Annotated in this window: 15 protein-coding genes; 4 read left to right on the forward strand and 11 right to left on the reverse strand. The window is 67.5% G+C overall.

The features are described from left to right. Positions 1 to 5: 5 nt before the first annotated feature. Entirely contained in the window at positions 6 to 668 is a 663-nt protein-coding gene (rpiA, locus tag QZW52_RS04220; protein WP_293995668.1) for a ribose-5-phosphate isomerase RpiA, read from the reverse strand. A gap of 61 nt (positions 669 to 729) precedes the next feature. Between rpiA and QZW52_RS04225 the strand changes: the two genes are divergently transcribed. After that, positions 730 to 1767, forward strand: a complete 1038-nt coding sequence (locus QZW52_RS04225) for a quinone-dependent dihydroorotate dehydrogenase (protein ID WP_293995669.1) — start codon at positions 730 to 732, stop codon at positions 1765 to 1767. 22 nt (positions 1768 to 1789) lie between these two features. Here QZW52_RS04225 and QZW52_RS04230 read toward each other — a convergent pair whose 3' ends face one another. The 7 genes from QZW52_RS04230 to QZW52_RS04260 all read right to left on the reverse strand — a co-directional run bounded on the left by QZW52_RS04230 (position 1790) and on the right by QZW52_RS04260 (position 9184). Continuing rightward, entirely contained in the window at positions 1790 to 2785 is a 996-nt protein-coding gene (locus tag QZW52_RS04230) for an ABC transporter ATP-binding protein (RefSeq protein WP_293995670.1), read from the reverse strand. Beyond that, positions 2782 to 3804, reverse strand: a complete 1023-nt coding sequence (locus tag QZW52_RS04235; protein WP_293995671.1) for an ABC transporter ATP-binding protein — start codon at positions 3802 to 3804, stop codon at positions 2782 to 2784. The genes QZW52_RS04230 and QZW52_RS04235 overlap by 4 nt, the downstream gene beginning before the upstream one ends. Further along, positions 3779 to 4699 carry an ABC transporter permease gene (locus QZW52_RS04240; protein ID WP_293995673.1) on the reverse strand — a complete coding sequence of 307 codons (921 nt, stop codon included), beginning with the start codon at positions 4697 to 4699 and terminating at the stop codon, positions 3779 to 3781. The genes QZW52_RS04235 and QZW52_RS04240 overlap by 26 nt, the downstream gene beginning before the upstream one ends. Then, positions 4696 to 6270, reverse strand: a complete 1575-nt coding sequence (locus QZW52_RS04245; protein WP_293995711.1) for an ABC transporter substrate-binding protein — start codon at positions 6268 to 6270, stop codon at positions 4696 to 4698. The genes QZW52_RS04240 and QZW52_RS04245 overlap by 4 nt, the downstream gene beginning before the upstream one ends. 25 nt (positions 6271 to 6295) lie before the next feature. Then, positions 6296 to 7279, reverse strand: a complete 984-nt coding sequence (locus tag QZW52_RS04250; RefSeq protein ID WP_293995676.1) for an ABC transporter permease — start codon at positions 7277 to 7279, stop codon at positions 6296 to 6298. Between the two features lie 71 nt (positions 7280 to 7350). Continuing rightward, the gene (locus tag QZW52_RS04255) at positions 7351 to 8058 is read right to left on the reverse strand and encodes a DUF3047 domain-containing protein (protein WP_293995678.1); all 708 of its coding nucleotides are present in this window, start codon (positions 8056 to 8058) and stop codon (positions 7351 to 7353) included. Positions 8059 to 8161: 103 nt separating this feature from the next. Then, positions 8162 to 9184, reverse strand: coding sequence for a porin (locus QZW52_RS04260; protein ID WP_293995680.1), 1023 nt, complete (start codon positions 9182 to 9184; stop codon positions 8162 to 8164). A 212-nt stretch (positions 9185 to 9396) separates the two neighbouring features. Between QZW52_RS04260 and coq7 the strand changes: the two genes are divergently transcribed. Continuing rightward, on the forward strand, positions 9397 to 10044 hold the full coding sequence (gene coq7 / locus QZW52_RS04265) for a 2-polyprenyl-3-methyl-6-methoxy-1,4-benzoquinone monooxygenase (RefSeq protein ID WP_293995682.1): 648 nt from the start codon (positions 9397 to 9399) through the stop codon (positions 10042 to 10044). Between the two features lie 9 nt (positions 10045 to 10053). On the opposite strand, the gene QZW52_RS04270 is transcribed toward coq7, so the two are convergent. Then, positions 10054 to 10491 carry an OsmC family protein gene (locus tag QZW52_RS04270; RefSeq protein WP_293995684.1) on the reverse strand — a complete coding sequence of 146 codons (438 nt, stop codon included), beginning with the start codon at positions 10489 to 10491 and terminating at the stop codon, positions 10054 to 10056. 292 nt (positions 10492 to 10783) lie between these two features. Between QZW52_RS04270 and ilvA the strand changes: the two genes are divergently transcribed. Together ilvA and QZW52_RS04280 are read left to right on the forward strand one after the other, a co-directional pair. Further along, positions 10784 to 12316, forward strand: a complete 1533-nt coding sequence (gene ilvA / locus QZW52_RS04275) for a threonine ammonia-lyase, biosynthetic (protein WP_293995686.1) — start codon at positions 10784 to 10786, stop codon at positions 12314 to 12316. A gap of 64 nt (positions 12317 to 12380) precedes the next feature. Further along, positions 12381 to 13472 (forward strand): nicotinate-nucleotide--dimethylbenzimidazole phosphoribosyltransferase, encoded by a 1092-nt coding sequence (locus QZW52_RS04280; protein WP_293995687.1) that lies wholly within the window; start codon positions 12381 to 12383, stop codon positions 13470 to 13472. A gap of 49 nt (positions 13473 to 13521) precedes the next feature. On the opposite strand, the gene QZW52_RS04285 is transcribed toward QZW52_RS04280, so the two are convergent. After that, the gene (locus QZW52_RS04285; RefSeq protein ID WP_293995688.1) at positions 13522 to 14592 is read right to left on the reverse strand and encodes an RNA-guided endonuclease InsQ/TnpB family protein; all 1071 of its coding nucleotides are present in this window, start codon (positions 14590 to 14592) and stop codon (positions 13522 to 13524) included. A gap of 96 nt (positions 14593 to 14688) precedes the next feature. Further along, on the reverse strand, positions 14689 to 15975 hold the full coding sequence (locus QZW52_RS04290; RefSeq protein WP_293995689.1) for a TIGR03862 family flavoprotein: 1287 nt from the start codon (positions 15973 to 15975) through the stop codon (positions 14689 to 14691). Positions 15976 to 15995: the final 20 nt, after the last annotated feature.

The raw sequence follows: 15995 nt of genomic DNA on the forward strand, positions 1-15995 counted from the left end.
GAGTTTCAGTAGGTGATCGTGCGGACACCTGACGCCGTGCCCAGCAGGCAGACCCGCGCCTTGTGCCGCGCGAAGATGCCGACCGTGACGACGCCGGGCCACTGGTTGACCTCGGTTTCCATCGCCAGCGGGTCGGTGATCTGCAGGCCGCGCACGTCGAGGATGTGGTTGCCGTTGTCGGTCACGACGCCCGCGCGCAGGGTCGCGTCACCGCCGTAGGCTGCCTGGAAGCGCCGGGCAATCTGCGCCGCCGCCATCGGGATCACCTCGACCGGCAGCGGGAAGCGGCCCATCACGTCCACCAGCTTGCTTTCATCGGCGATGCAGATGAAGCGTTCGGCCAGGTCGGCGACGATCTTCTCGCGGGTCAGCGCGGCGCCGCCGCCCTTGACCATGTTCCCGGCCGCGTCGATCTCGTCGGCGCCGTCGATGTAGACGGGGATCGCGTCCACGTCGGCGGCGTCGAACACGGGGATGCCGTGCGCCTGCAGGCGAGCGGTGCTGGCGACGGACGAGGAGACGGCGCCGCGGATCGTGTCCTTGACGGTGGCGAGGGCATCGATGAACTTGTTCACCGTGGAGCCGGTGCCGACACCGACGATGGTGCCGGGTTGCACGTACTGGAGAGCAGCTTGGCCGACGAGGGCCTTGAGTTCGTCTTGGGTCATGGTGGCGCGCGTGATCGGGAAGGGAAATCGGGGTCGTTGAATCAGGGACAATCGCACGATTATGGCCCTCGTTCCCTACGCCCTCACCCGCCCTTTCCTGTTCGGACTCGACCCGGAAGCCGCCCACGAACTCACGCTCGACTCGATCGCGCGGCTGCAGAACACGCCGCTGCAATGCCTCTGGGCGCACCGCCGCGTCAGCGATCCGGTGACGGTGGCGGGGCTGAAGTTCCCGAACCGCATCGGGCTGGCGGCGGGACTGGACAAGAACGGCCGCTGCATCGACGGCCTCGGCGCAATGGGCTTCGGCTTCATCGAGGTCGGCACCGTGACCCCGAAAGGCCAGCCCGGCAACCCGAAGCCGCGCATGTTCCGCCTGCCGGAAGCCAACGCGCTGATCAACCGGCTGGGCTTCAACAACGAGGGGCTGGACAGCTTCCTCGCCAACGTCAAGCGGGCGACCAGCTTCCGGCGGGCGGGTGGCGTCCTCGGGCTGAACATCGGCAAGAACGCCGTGACGCCGATCGAGAATGCAGTCGATGACTACCTGATCGGGCTGGCCGGGGTGTATCCGCACGCCGACTACGTGACCGTCAACATCTCCAGCCCGAACACCAAGAACCTGCGGGCGCTGCAGAGCGACGAGGCGCTGGACGCGCTGCTGTCGGCCTTGCAGGCACGCAAGCTGCGTCTGGCCAAGGAACACGGCCGCACGGTGCCGATGTTCGTGAAGATCGCGCCCGACCTCGACGAGGCGCAGGTCAAGGTGATCGCCGCGACGCTGAAGAACAACGGCATCGACGGCGTGATCGCCACCAACACCACCATCGGCCGCGACGCCGTGAAGGGGCTGAAGCACGCGCAGGAGACGGGCGGCTTGTCCGGCTCGCCCGTGTTCGAGGCGAGCAACGCGGTGATCCGGCAGTTGCGGGCCGAGCTGGGCGGCGCGTATCCGATCATCGGCGTCGGCGGTGTACTCAGCGGGGCGGACGCCAAAGCCAAGCGGGCGGCTGGGGCGGATCTGGTGCAGGTGTACACCGGGCTGATCTACCGCGGCCCGGCGCTGGCCAGCGAGTGCGCCCGCGCCTTGCGCCGCTGAAACAGCCACTGGCTCCGCCGGCTCAGATCCGGCGCTCTTCCACCGCGTGACACGCCACGCGCACGCCATCCGCCTCGATCAGCGCCGGCCGCTCCGCCCGGCAGCGGGCATTGGCGTGCGGACAGCGCGGATTGAACGCACAGCCGGCGGGCGGGTTCAGCGCGTCCGGCACTTCACCCTGCACTGGTGTCCTGGCACGACCGGTCATGTGAATGTCCGGGATCGCGTCCAGCAGCATCCGCGTGTACGGGTGGCGCGGCTGGGCGAACAAGGTCCGCTTGTCCGCCACCTCGACCAGCCGCCCGAGGTACATCACGCCCACCCGGTCGCTCACATGCCGCACCACCGCGAGGTTGTGCGAGATGAAGAGGTAGGTAAGCCCGCGCTCGCGCTGCAGATCCTTCATCAGGTTGAGCACCTGCGCCTGCACCGACACATCGAGCGCCGAGGTCGGCTCGTCGCACACCAGGAACTCGGGGCTGGTCGCCAGCGCACGGGCGATCGACACCCGCTGACGCTGACCGCCTGAGAACTGGTGCGGAAAGCGGTCAAGGTCGGCACCGGCCAATCCCACCTGCGTCAGCAACTCGGCGGCCCGCTCGCGCAGCGCGGCGCGGTCGGTCAGCAAGCCGTGCTCCAGCAGCGGCTCACCGACGATGTCCGCCACCGTCCAGCGCGGGTTCAGGCTCGCATACGGATCCTGGAAAATCATCTGCAGCCGACGCCGCAGCGCCTGCCCTTGCGGCGTGGCGAGCGTGGCGTGCAGCGGCTGGCCGTCGATCCGCACCTCTCCCCGAGTCGGCGCGTGCAGACCCACCAGCAGCCGAGCCACCGTGCTCTTGCCGCAGCCGGATTCGCCCACCAGCGCCAGCGTCTGCCCACGCGGAATCTCGAAACTCACGCCATCGACCGCATGGACCCACTGCCGCGGCCGGCGCTCGATCACCCGGTTCAGCCACGGCGCCGAGACATCGAAGGTCTTCGCCAGATCGTGGACTTCCACGAGCGGCGCTGTCATGCCACCTCCTGCACAGGCGACACCCGCCAGCAGGCGGCGCGGGTCTCGCCCGTCGTCGCCATCAGCTCGGGCCGCTCGCTGCGGCAGCGGTCGATCACACGCTCGCAGCGTGGGTGAAACGCACAGCCGCTCGGCATCGCGTTCAGCCGCGGCATCGCGCCGTCGATCTGCAGCAGCCGCTCGCGGTCCTCGTCCATCGACGGGATCGCGCCCATCAGGCCGACGCTGTACGGATGCGCCGGCCGGTGGATCAGCGCGCCGACCGGCCCGATCTCGGCCACACGCCCGGCGTACATCACCGCCACCCGGTCGCAGGTCTCGGCGATCACGCCCATGTCATGCGTGATCAGCATCACCGCCGCGCCGCGCTCGCGGCAGACGCGCTTCAGCAAGGCGATGATCTGCGCCTGGATCGACACGTCGAGCGCCGTCGTCGGCTCGTCCGCGATGATCAGCCGTGGCTCGGCGGCCAGCGCCAGCGCGATCACCACCCGCTGGCGCATCCCGCCGGAGAACTGGTGCGGGTAGTGCTCCAGCCGCAGCTCGGGCGCGGGGATGCCGGTGTCGGCGAGCAGTTGCACGGCCCGCGCCCGCGCCGCCTGCCGGTCGAAACCGAGGTGTACCTGGATGGTTTCGACGAGCTGCTGCCCGACCGTGAACAGTGGGTTCAGCGAGGTCAGCGGGTCTTGAAACACCATGCCGATCTGCCGGCCGCGAATCTTCCGCATCTCGTCGGGCGGCAGGTGGTCGATGCGGCGCCCGTCGAACCGGATCTCGCCTGCGGCGATGCGGCCGGGCGGATCGAGCAGGCCGATGATGGCCGCGCCGGTCAGCGACTTGCCCGCGCCAGACTCGCCGACCACGCCGAGGATCTCGCCCGCCGCGAGGCTGAACGACACGTCGTCCAAGGCCCGCAGCGCGCCGTGGCGATGCGCAAATTCCACCCGCAGGTGATCGACTTCAAGCAAAGGGGTCAAAGGGGTCACCAGGACATCACCGCAGCCGCGGGTTGAGGACATCGCGCAGCCAGTCGCCCAGCAGGTTCACGCTCAGCGCGATCAGCACCAGCATCGCGCCCGGAAACACCGTGATCCACCACTCGCCGGAGAACAGGAAATCGTTGCCGGTGCGGATCAGCGTGCCCAGGCTCGGCGAGGTCGGCGGCACCCCGACGCCGAGGAAGGACAGCGTCGCCTCGGTGATGATCGCGGTGGCCACCTGCACGGTGGCCAACACCAGCACCGGCCCGAGCACGTTCGGCAGCACATGCCGACGCATGATCCGCAGCGGCGCCACCCCGATCACCCGCGCCGCCTGCACATAGTCCTTCTGCCGCTCCACCAGCGTCGAGCCGCGCACGGTGCGGGCGTACTGCACCCAGCCGGTCAGCGAGATCGCCAGCACCAGCACCGAAAACGCCAGCAGGTCATGCGCGTTCGGCCACAGCGCCTTGCCTACGCCGTCGATCAGCAACGCCACCAGGATCGATGGAAACGACAGCATCACGTCGCAGACCCGCATGATCAGCGCGTCCGTGCGACCGCCGACAAACCCCGCCAGTAGCCCCAGCCCGACCCCGACCACCATCGACAGCAGCACCGACGCCATCCCGACCAGCAGCGAGATGCGGGCGCCATACATCACCGCGGAGAGGATGTCGCGGCCCTGGTCGTCGGTGCCGAGCGGGTACAGCCGCTGCCCTTCGGCCGACCATGCGGGTGGCAGGCGGGAGGACATCAGGTCCAGACTGGCGAGGTCGAAGGGGTTGTGCGGCGCAATCCAGGGCGCCCCGAACGCCGCGATCAAGCAGCCCGCGAACACGACCGCCGCCCCCATCGCCGCAGGAGAACCCGTGAAGCTGTGCCAGACCTCGCTGTCGCGCCAGCCCTCGCGGCGTGCCGTCGCCACCGTCATGGTTTCACGGTCACCCACTTGAAGAACATCATGTTGTCGGCGAGCTGCGTCAGCGCCACCGACTTCTTCATGCCCCAGGCCAGCGCCTGCTGGTGCAGCGGCAGGTGTCCGATGTCATCGGCGTGGATCTTGAAGGCTTCGGCGATCATCGTGCTGCGTTTGGTCTGGTCGGTCTCGCTCTGGATCTTCAGGGTAAGCTCGTCCACCTTCGGGTTGCTGTAGCTGCCCAGGTTGAACTGGCCTTGGCCCTTGTCGGTCGGCGTGGCCATCAGCGAAGTCAGGGCGTTGTGCGCGTCGTAGGTGCCCGGCGTCCAGCCCAGCAGGTAGAAACTGGTGTTGCGGCTGAGGATCTTCTGGAAGTAGGTGGCCTTGCTCTCGGCCAGCAGGTTGATCTTCACGCCCACCTTCGCCAGACCCGACGCCACCGCCTGGCAGATCTCGCCGTCGTTGACGTAGCGGTCGTTCGGGCAGTTCATCGTCAGCTCGAAACCCGACGGATAGCCCGCCTCGGCCAGCAGCTTCTTCGATGCCTCGGGGTCGTGGGGCAACCGCTTGTTCATCTCCGGCACGAACCCCTTGATACCCGGCCCGACCATCAGCGCCGTCGGTGTCGCCGCCCCGCGCATGACCCGGCTGCGGATCGCCTCGATGTCGATGGCCTGGTAGAACGCCTGGCGCACGCGCACGTCCTTGAACGGGTTCTTGCCCTTGACGCTGGAAAACAGCAGCTCGTCGCGCTTCTGGTCCATGCCGAGGAAGATGGTGCGCAGCTCCGGCCCCTGCATCACGGTGAGCGCGGGGTTGCTGTTCAGCCGCGCCACGTCCTGCAGCGGCACCGGCTCCATCACGTCCACCTCGCCCGACATCAGTGCCGCCACGCGGGTCGCGTCGTTGCCGATCGGGGTGAAGACGACTTCATCGACGTTGCTCTCGACCTTGTCCCAGTACGCGAAGTGCCGCGCCAGCACCGTGCGCGCCCCCGGCTGGCGTTCCTTGACGCGGAAGGGTCCGGTGCCATTGGCCTTGAACGACGCGAGGTTCTCGGTGCCCTTGCGGCGATCGACGGGCGTCGTGGCCTTGTTCGTCTCGCACCAGGCGCGGTTCATCATGTAGACCAGCGTCAACACGTCCGGCAGGATCGGGAACGGCGTCAGCGTCTCGATCTCGACCACCAGATCGCTGACCTTGCGCACATCCTTGATGCTGGAGGTGTAGCTCTTCATGTCCGAGCCGTCGCCCGCCACACGCTTGAAGCTGAACACCACGTCGTCGGCGGTGAAGGGCGCACCGTCGTGGAATTTCACGCCAGGCCGCAGCTCGAAGCGCCACACGGTCGGGGCAGTCTGCTTCCAGGCGGTGGCCAGTCCGGGCACGAGACCCAGCTTCTTGTCACGGGCGATCAGCGGCTCGTAAACGTTGCCGGTGAAGGACAGTTGCAGCGACTCGTTGAGCGAGTGCGGGTCCATCGACACCGCGTCACCCTGGTTCGCGACCTTGAGCGTCACGGCCTGGGCCAGTGGCACGCCGGTCAGCAGCAGGCCCGCCAGCAGGAAGGAAGAAACGGGAAACATCGAAGCAGCCATGCAGAAACCCCTTTCAGTGGCCCGCAGGGGACGCCGCCACCCGCAAGCGTGGATCGACTGCCACATACAGCAGATCGACCGCCATGTTGATCAACACGAAAATCAAGGCAATCAGACACAGGTAAGCCGCCATCACCGGGATGTCGGCGAACTGCACGGCCTGGATGAACAGCAGCCCCATGCCGGGCCACTGGAAGACGGTTTCGGTGATGATCGCGAAGGCAATCAACGAGCCGAGTTGCAGGCCGGTGATGGTGATGACCGGCACGAGGGTGTTCTTCAGAGCGTGGCGAAAATGCACCACCCGGTCGCTCAAGCCGCGGGCGCGGGCAAAGCGAATGTAGTCAGTGCGCAACACTTCAAGCATCTCCGCCCGCACCAACCGCAGGATCAGCGTGAGCTGGAAGATCGACAGCGTGATGGCGGGCAGCAGCAGGTGGCGCCAGCCGTCGAACGTGAGCAGGCCGGTCTGCCAGCCGCCGAGGGCCACGAGTTCACCGCGGCCGAAGCTGGGCAGCCAGTGCAGCCAGACAGCGAACACGAGGATGAGCAGGATGCCGATGAGGAAGGTCGGCAGCGACACGCCCAGCAGCGAGAACAGCATCACCGCCTGCGCCGACCCGCGCCCGCGCCGCAGCGCCGCGAACACCCCCAGCGGAATCCCGACCAGCAGCGCGAGCACCGCGGCGACCAGCGCCAGCTCCAGCGTGGCGGGCAGCCGCTCCACGATCAGCGCGGAGACTTTGCGGCCCTGGCGCAGGCTCAGGCCGAACTCGCCTTGCGCGGCCTGGGCGACGAAGCGGGCGAACTGCAGGGGGAAGGGGCGGTCGAGGCCGAGATCAGCACGGAGCTGGGTGCGTTGTTCGGGGGTGGCGTCTTGACCGACCATGGAAACGACCGGATCACCCACATACCGGAACAGCATGAAGGCAATCAAGGCCACGGACAGCATCACCAGCACGCCTTGGGCCAGTCGGCGGAGGAGGAAAACGGTCATCGACGCAGCGTGCCAGCGCGATCACCGAATTGCAAGCAATGAAAGCCCGCGAAAAACCCGACCAGCTCAGCTCAGCGCAAGGTGGCCGGGCCGTAGCAGGCTTCGACCTGGGTCTGGGTGTTGTCGGCGTCGGTCATGAAGGCCATGCCGATCAGGGTGCCAGGGGCTTCACCGAATGCCGCGAGAAAGTCGGCCTGGGCGTCACGCTCGTAGTGCCGCCAGTGGCGCAGGCGCTCGGAGCCGGATTCGACGACGATCTTGCGGATGCGGTCAGAGCGGCCGTTGGTGATGATGGTACCGACGGGGGCACTGGCGTCCCAGACATACATCAGCGTGGCGTAAGGAGGAGCTTCGCCGGTGAGGGTGTGGGCGAGTTCGAACAGCATCTGGTTGCGGGCGGACAGGCGCGAGGTATCGCCGTCGAACGCCAGCACCAGACGGGCCGAGGCGTCATCCCGGTCGGTATCGGCCACTGTCGCTTCGGGGCTGAGGGTGTCCACCCACCAGGAAAACTGCAGGCTGCGCCAGGACTCCGGTTCACGCCGCAGGACGCGGCGCCAGAGGCTGGCCGAGCGGTTGGCCTTGGCCTGGGTGCAGTGCTGACCGGCGCGGAGGGCAGGGGTGTATTCGGTGGTGCGCTTGCCGGGGAGGCGCTGCATCGTCCAGGGCGTGTCGGCAGCGGGCATCGGCGCCGTCGTACAGCCCAGCACGCCCACCAGCACACCGCCCAGGCTTCCAAGGCGGACGATTCGATGGACCAGGGGGGTGTTCAGGCGCATGGACGGGGTCTCCCATGAAAAAAGCCACCCGAAGGTGGCTTTTTGGGACTCGACTGAGGTGCGATGGCGCCTGCCCGCTGTGGGCAGACACCATCCACCAACATCAGAACGAGTGCTTCACACCGAAGTCGAAACCGGTGGAACGGGTCTTCAGGTCGGTCTTGGCGGTCGCCACGTCACCATAGATGAACGTGCGGGGGCTCAGACCGTGCATGTAGCCAACGGCAGCCTTGGTGCTGTTGTTGTCGGCACCGGCGGGATCGTTGCGAGCGAGACCCAGGCGGACGGAGCCAGACGAGCTGACCTTGATCGCCGTGGCCAGGGTGATGCCCTTGGTCACGACGTTGGCCGCCGAGCGGCTCTGGGCCAGGGTCAGGCTCGGGGTCACGACACCGAAGGTGCCCTTGACCGTTGCCACGACCAGGCGCGGATCCACGGTGGTGCCACCGGTGTTGTTCTTGGTCTGGTCGAAGCCGAGGCCGACGTAGATCGGGCCGTTGGCGTACTGGGCATTGAAGCCGACCGACTTGCCGTACAGGCCGCGGTTGGCTTCGCTGCCCGACACAGCCAGCTCGGCGGTGAAGCCGCCCATGTTGGCCGTCTTGAAGCCAATGGTGTTGCCGTTGCGAATGCTGGAAGCGTTGGTCAGACCGCCCAGGCTGTCACCCGACCGGTAGCCAGCCCACGTGTAGGACGAGCTGAACTGGCCGATGGTGTCCCAGCCCCACGGATCGCCCGCCAGGGCCACCCAGAATGCCGGCACGTATTCACGACCCAGATAGACCGAACCAGCCGACGAGGCCAGCGACACGGTCGAACGGGCGTTCCAGAACTGGGCGTTGATTTCGCCGGTGTCCGGGAAGAAACGGTGTTCGAGCTGGAACGCAGCCTTCAGACCACCACCCAGGTCTTCGACGCCACGGAAGCCCAGACGCGAGGAAGCGCCTTGCTGAACGGTGTTCACGCCCGGCTTTGCCGGGGCGCCATTGAGGACGCCGTTGGAGGTACCCTCATTGATGCGAGCAACACCCATATCGATCAGACCGTACAGCGTAACCGACGATTGAGCCGAAGCGGCACCAGCGAATGCGCCCAGAACGGCGAGAGCGAGCAGAGACTTCTTCATGCAAATATCTCCTAGGTTGAACTAGAGGGTCCTGCAGCGCGAGGTGTCGTCTCACGACACTGCCCGGACAGGCCGACCTCCTCATCGGAAGCTGACAGTATTGCACCAGACCGGTTCAACGCTTGCCAAGCGGGACTTCGTGAATAGGTACATTGCGTTGTCATGGTGCAACAAGCATGCGGGGCGAGGCGAGGCGCCTACACTGCCCGCGCATGAGAACGCACACGCCGATCGACCGCCTGCTGTCGGCAGCAGACCAGAGCCTGCGCACCCTCTGGGGCCAAACCCACGCGCAGCGCGCCACACCGCAGCCCGAGGCAGATGCCTGGCCGGTGCCGGCTGGACTCGACGAAAACGAACGGCGCTTGTCGGGTGCGCTGTTGCGGGTAGACCACGTCGGTGAGGTCTGCGCCCAGGCGCTCTACACGGCGCAAGCCTTGGGCACACAAGACGCAGCTCTGCGCACCCACCTCGAAGCCGCCTCCCGCGAAGAAGCCGACCACCTCGCCTGGACCGCCCAGCGCCTGAGGGAACTCGGCGACCGGCAGTCGCTGCTCAACCCGCTCTGGTACGCCGGTGCTTTTGCCATCGGCATGGTGGCAGCGCGGCTCGGCGATCGGGTCAGCCTGGGCTTCGTGATCGAAACCGAGCGCCAGGTCGAAGCCCACCTCGACAGCCACCTGGGACGACTGCCCGCAGCCGATCTGGCGTCTCGCGCCATCGTCCGGCAGATGCGCGACGATGAAATCGCGCACGCCGAGGCAGCGCAGCAGGCCGGCGGCGTGCGCCCGCCCATGCCGGTGCGCTGGCTGATGCGGGCTGCGGCCAAGGTCATGACGACCACGGCACACCGCGTCTGATCCGGTGGGTCAGGCGGCTGTCGCAGCGGTGTCCACCACATCGACCTGCAATTCGATTTCGGCCGTTTTCGCCAGCATCGCCGTGGCCGAGCAGTATTTGTCGTAGGACATCTGCACCGCCCGCCGCACGGCCGGCTCCGACAGCTTCACCCCGCTGACGATGAACTGCATGACGATGCGGGTGAACACCTTCGGCTCGGTCTCGGCACGGTCGGCGTGGACCTTGACCTGGCAGCCCTGCACCTGCTGGCGCCCCCGCTTGAGGATCAGCACCACGTCGTACGCCGTGCAGGCGCCCGCCCCGGCGAGCAGGGTTTCCATCGGCCGGGGGGCTAGATTGCGGCCACCGCCCTCGGGTGCGCCGTCCATCATCAGCAGGTGGCCGCTGCCGGTTTCGGCTGAAAACGCCATGCCGGAAGCCGGCATCCAATTGATCGTGCAGTCCATGACGGGTATCGCTCAGAGTAAATGCAGGGGGAGAAAGGGCCGAATTGTGGCTGGGTTGTGACTTGCAGACGCCTGACAAGACACAAATGAATGCCGCTGCTGCGTTGCAACACGGCATTCGCTTTGGTACACTTTCCAACAAGCAATTGGGAATGCCCCCTAGAACTTTTCCAACATCAGGCACTCCCAAGCAACGGTTGTCTCCTCCACCCTCCTCCATAGGTGGATTGAGCCCGAGGTGAAAACCTCGGGCTTTTTTTCGTCACCCCGTGCCGTCACGTCGAGTTCCATGATGCCCTCCGAGCGCCAGACCCTGCTGACCAGCTACCTCCAACGCATCCTCACGGCCAAGGTCTACGACGTGGCACGCGAGACCGAGCTGGACCCCGCCCGCAGCCTCTCTGCCCGGCTGGGCAACCAGATCCTGCTGAAGCGTGAAGACAACCAGCCCGTGTTCAGCTTCAAGTTGCGCGGCGCCTACAACAAGATGGCGCACCTGACCGCGGAGCAGCTCGCCCGCGGCGTCATCTGTGCCTCCGCCGGCAACCACGCGCAAGGGGTGGCGCTGAGCAGCAAGCGCCTGGGCTGTCGCGCGGTGATCGTGATGCCGGAGACGACACCACAGGTGAAGGTGGATGCCGTGCGGGCACTCGGCGGCGAGGTGGTTCTGGTCGGCGAGAGCTACAACGACGCCTATGACCACGCCATGAAGCTCGGTGCAGCCGAGGGCCTGACCTTCGTCCACCCCTTCGACGATCCGCACGTCATCGCCGGCCAGGGCACCATCGGCATGGAGATCCTGCGCCAGCACCAGGGGCCGATCGACGCGGTGTTCGTCGCCATCGGCGGTGGTGGGCTGATTTCGGGTGTGGCCGCCTACCTCAAGGCGGTACGGCCAGAGATCAAGGTCATCGGCGTGCAGACGGTGGACTCCGACGCGATGCTGCAATCCGTGCGTGCCGGCCACCGGGTGCGGCTGAACGATGTCGGCTTGTTCGCGGATGGCACGGCGGTGAAGTTCGTCGGCGAGGAGACCTTCCGCGTCGCCCGCGCGCTGGTGGACGAGTTCATCGTGGTGGACACCGACGCCGTCTGCGCGGCGATGAAGGACGTGTTCCAGGACACCCGCTCGATCCTGGAGCCGTCCGGCGCGTTGTCCGTGGCGGCCGTCAAGCAGTACGTGGCCCGCGAAGGCTGCACCGGCAAGACGTTTGTCGCGATCACCTGCGGCGCCAACATGAACTTCGACCGCCTGCGCTTCGTCGCGGAGCGGGCCGACGTGGGCGAGGAGCGCGAGGCGCTGTTCGCGGTGACGATTCCCGAGGAGCGCGGCTCGTTCAAGCGGTTCTGCGCGCTGATCGGCCCGCGCAGCGTCACCGAGTTCAACTACCGCATCAGCGGCGAGCGCCAGGCGCACATCTTCGTCGGCCTGAGCACCGCCGGCCGCGGCGAGTCGGCGCTGATCGGCGCGCTGTTCGCCGCCCAGGGCTTTGCCGCCATCGACCTCTCGCACGACGAGCTGGCCAAGGCCCACCTGCGGCACCTCGTCGGCGGGCGCTCGGAGCTGGCGGTGAACGAGCGGCTGTTCCGCTTCGAGTTCCCCGAGCGGCCGGGCGCGCTGACGCGGTTCCTGTCGAGCATGCACCCCGACTGGAACATCAGCCTGTTCCACTACCGCAACCAGGGCGCCGACTACGGCCGCATCCTCGTCGGCATCCAGGTGCCCGAGGCGGACGAAGCCACGTTCGAGCAGTTCCTCGACACGCTGGCCTATCCTTGCGTCGAAGAGACGGACAACCCGGTGTACCGGCTGTTTCTGCGCTGAGCGGAACCCCTCCCCCCAAGCACGGCGCTGACCACGTGCAAGGGCACGCGCACAATCCCGGCCCATGCCCACCGACGCCACGCCCCTGATCGCCTCGACTGACCACCCTGCGCTGCAAGAGGCGCTGCAGTTCAAGCTGCGGCGCCGGGTCAGCACGGCGGGGCACCTGGGCGAATTGCTGCCGCTGGCCCTGCGCATCGGCCTGCTGCAGAACGCACTGCGGCCCCGACTGCGCCAGCCGCAACTGCTGCTGTTCGTCGGCGACCATGGCATCGCCGTCGATCTCAACCCGCCACAGCACCTCAGCACCACCACGCAGGTCCACGACGTGCTGGAGAACCGCGTCCCGCTGCCCCTGTTCGCGCACCAGCAGGGCCTGAGCGTGAGCGTCGTGGACTGCGGTCTGGCCACACCGCTGCCCATCGGCCCCGGTGTGCTGTCGCGCAAGATCGCCCACGGCACACGCAACTGCCGGCTCACCGCCGCGATGTCGCTCGACCAAGTGAACGCGGCCATCCGTGCCGGCATGGAGATCGCGCAGGCCCTGCCGGGCAACGTGCTGGGCTGCGCGGGGCTGGGGGTGGGGGCGTGGGAATCGGCGGCGCTGGTGATCGCACGGGTCACGGGGCGACCGCTGCACGATCTGGTGTTCTCCGGCCCGAAAATGGACCGCGATGCCCTGGAGCACACCCTGGCCGTGCTCCAGACTGCCCTGAACCGGCACGGCCCGATCGACGACCCGGTGCAGGCGCTCGCCACCTTTGGCGGCTTCGAGATGGCGATGATGGTGGGGGCCATGCTCAAGGCCGCCGAGCAGCGCCACCTGATCCTCGTGGACGGCCTGCCCGCCTGCGCGGCGCTGCTCATCGCCACCCACATCGCCGGACCCATCCTCGACTACTGCCTGTTCTGCCGCAGCACCGACCACCATGGACTCGACACCGCCCTGGCCGGCTTCCAGAGCACCGCGCTGCTGGCACTCGGTCTGGAAAGTCTGGATGGCACCGGTATCACCCTGAGCTGGCCGCTGGTGCGCGCGGCGGCTGCACTGCTCACGGACGTGGTCGATCCGGTGGAGCCGCTGCCCCCGACCGGTGAGCCAGCGCAGACCACGCCCTCCGACGACCTCGACCGCGAATACCTGCCACGGATGTGATTACCCCTAGGGGGATTCAAGAACCCCTGCAGTTGACATCCTCCCCGCCCTAAAGGACGGGGATTCCTCCTGCGAGACGCGCATGTCCGCGCGCGGCGATGTTCCTGGCGGCGTTCACGTCGCGGTGGTGTTCCGCTCCGCAATCGCAGCATGTCCATCGCCTCATTCGCAGACCTGTCCTGCCTTTCGGACTGCTGGCGGGAATGCCCCCGCAGCGCGAACAGGTCTGGGTTGTGTAGGCTTCGTTCACCTCTTCAAAGACGATGCCGGCCCCATGGCTCTTGTATTCCAGCATCGTCTTCAGCATTGCCCATCCGGCGTCCAGCGTGGACTTCGCCATCTTGGTCTTCACCATCGCTTTCGCCTGCACGTTCCCGACGAAGATCGCCGCGTTGCGCTCGACCAGCCCGGTGCTGAACTTGTGCATCGCGTCCTTGCGCGTGTTGGCGATCTTCGCGTGGATCGCGCGCACCCGGTCCTTCTTGCGCGCCCGCTGGGCGATCCCTAGCGCGCCCTCGTGCTTGCGGTACAGGCCGGACGCCAGTTCTTCACCGTCCGAGCACGTCGCCGCGGTCTTCAGGCCGAGGTCGATCCCGACCGACCCGGTACCCGCCGACTTCGGCACGTCCACCTTGACGCACACGTTCAGGTACCACCGGCCGCGCGCATCCTGCGAGAACGATCCTGCGCGCAGATCGAACCGGCTCAGCCCGTAGCTGTCCCACAGGCCGAACTTGTGCCCGACAACAGCGATCTGCCCAGCCTTGTACTTCGCGCCGCCCGCCTTGAACGGCACCCAGCCCAGCGAATGCTTCGCCGCCTTCGCGTTCGACACGCGCCAGTTGAGCCTGGCCTTCTTGAACTGCTTGCGCCGGGCGGCGTATTCCTCGCACACCAGTTGCACCGTGGCGCTACCGATCCGCACGCCCTCGCACTTCGAGTACCCGGCCGTGAGCTTCTGCAGGTCGAACCCGCTCAGCCACTTTCCGCGCTCGCGGATCGCCCGCGAACTGGTCTCGTTACAGTAGTTCCACACCTGATTGACCTCGCGCGCCATCAAGGACAGCACGCCCGCGTGCTTGTCCTTGATGCGCAGCTTGAGGGTCTTCACGGCTTCCATCCGACAACTGTATTTCCATACATGTCGCTTGACAAGCCGTTCCGGCTTGAACGCTCGACCCCGGGCTGAACCTCGGGGCTTGTCGCTTCGTCCGGGTCAATGCGGCGCAGACCACCAGTCCAGCGCGCCCTGCCCGGCCACGCGCCCACTGGCGAAGCAGGCGGTGAGCAGATAGCCACCGGTCGGCGCCTCCCAGTCGAGCATCTCACCGGCGCAGAACACGCCGGGCAGCGCCGCGAGCATCAGTCCCGCGTCCATCGCCTCCAGCCGCACGCCGCCTGCGCTGCTGATCGACTCGTCGATCGGGCGCGGGGCGGTCAGGCGCAGCGGCAGGGCCTTGATGCGACCCGCCAGCGCCGCCGGGTCACTGCACAGCACAGTCCACTGCGCGGCGTCCAGACCTTCGCGCAGCAGCGCCGCCTTCACGCCGGTCAGCCCCGCCTGTTCCTTCAGGTGGTTGGGCATCGAGCGGGCACCGCGGCCCTTGGCCAGCGCAGTGGTCAGCGTCGGCAGCTCCTTGGCGGGCAGCAGGTCGAGGTGAATGTCAGCATGGCCGTTCGCGGCGATCTCGTCGCGCAGCAGCGCCGAGGCGGCGTAGACGAGGTTGCCCTCGATGCCTTTCGCGCTGACCACCGCCTCGCCGAGCCGGCTGAAGTGGCGACCGAGGCGGTCGGTGAAGGTCAGGCGCACGCCCTTGAGCGGCGCGCCGGCCTGCTTGCCCTTGAGGTGCTCGCTCCAGGCGATGTCGAAGCCACAGTTGGACGGCACGAGCGGGCGCACGTCCACGCCCTGCCCCGCCAGCCACGGCTGCCACGCGCCGTCCGAGCCGAGCCGCGCCCAGCTCGCGCCGCCGAGCGCCAGCACCACCGCGTCGGCGTGGACGGTTTTCACACCAACGGGCGTGTCGAACTGCAGCGTCCAGCGACCAGCGTCGGTGGCCTCGGCGGGCGCAGCGGTCAGCGCGCCGTTCCAGCGGTGGCGCATGTGCAGCGTCAGGCCCGCCACGCGCAGCCGGTGCAGCCACGCCCGCAGCAGCGGCGCGGCCTTCATCTCGGCCGGGAACACCTTGCCGGAGCTGCCGACGAAGGTGCTGATGCCCAGCTCGCCGGCCCAGGCGCGCAGGCCGTCGGCGTCGAGGCGGTCGAGCCAGGCGGACACCTCGGGCTGGCGTTCGGCGTAGCGGGCGCGGAAGGTGGCGGTCGGCTCGGCGTGGGTGAGGTTCAGGCCGCCCTTGCCGGCGAGCAGGAACTTGCGGCCGACGGAGGGCATGGCGTCGAACAGGGTGACGCGGGCGCCACCGGCGAGGAGGGTTTCGGCGGCCATGAGGCCGGCGGGGCCGCCGCCGATGACGGCGACGTGGAGAGGAGCGGAGAGAGAAGGCATCCGGGAGAGTCTAGCCGCCT

It is taken from the genome of Sphaerotilus sp. (genome assembly GCF_013299175.1).
In the GTDB taxonomy this organism is placed as follows: domain Bacteria; phylum Pseudomonadota; class Gammaproteobacteria; order Burkholderiales; family Burkholderiaceae_C; genus Sphaerotilus.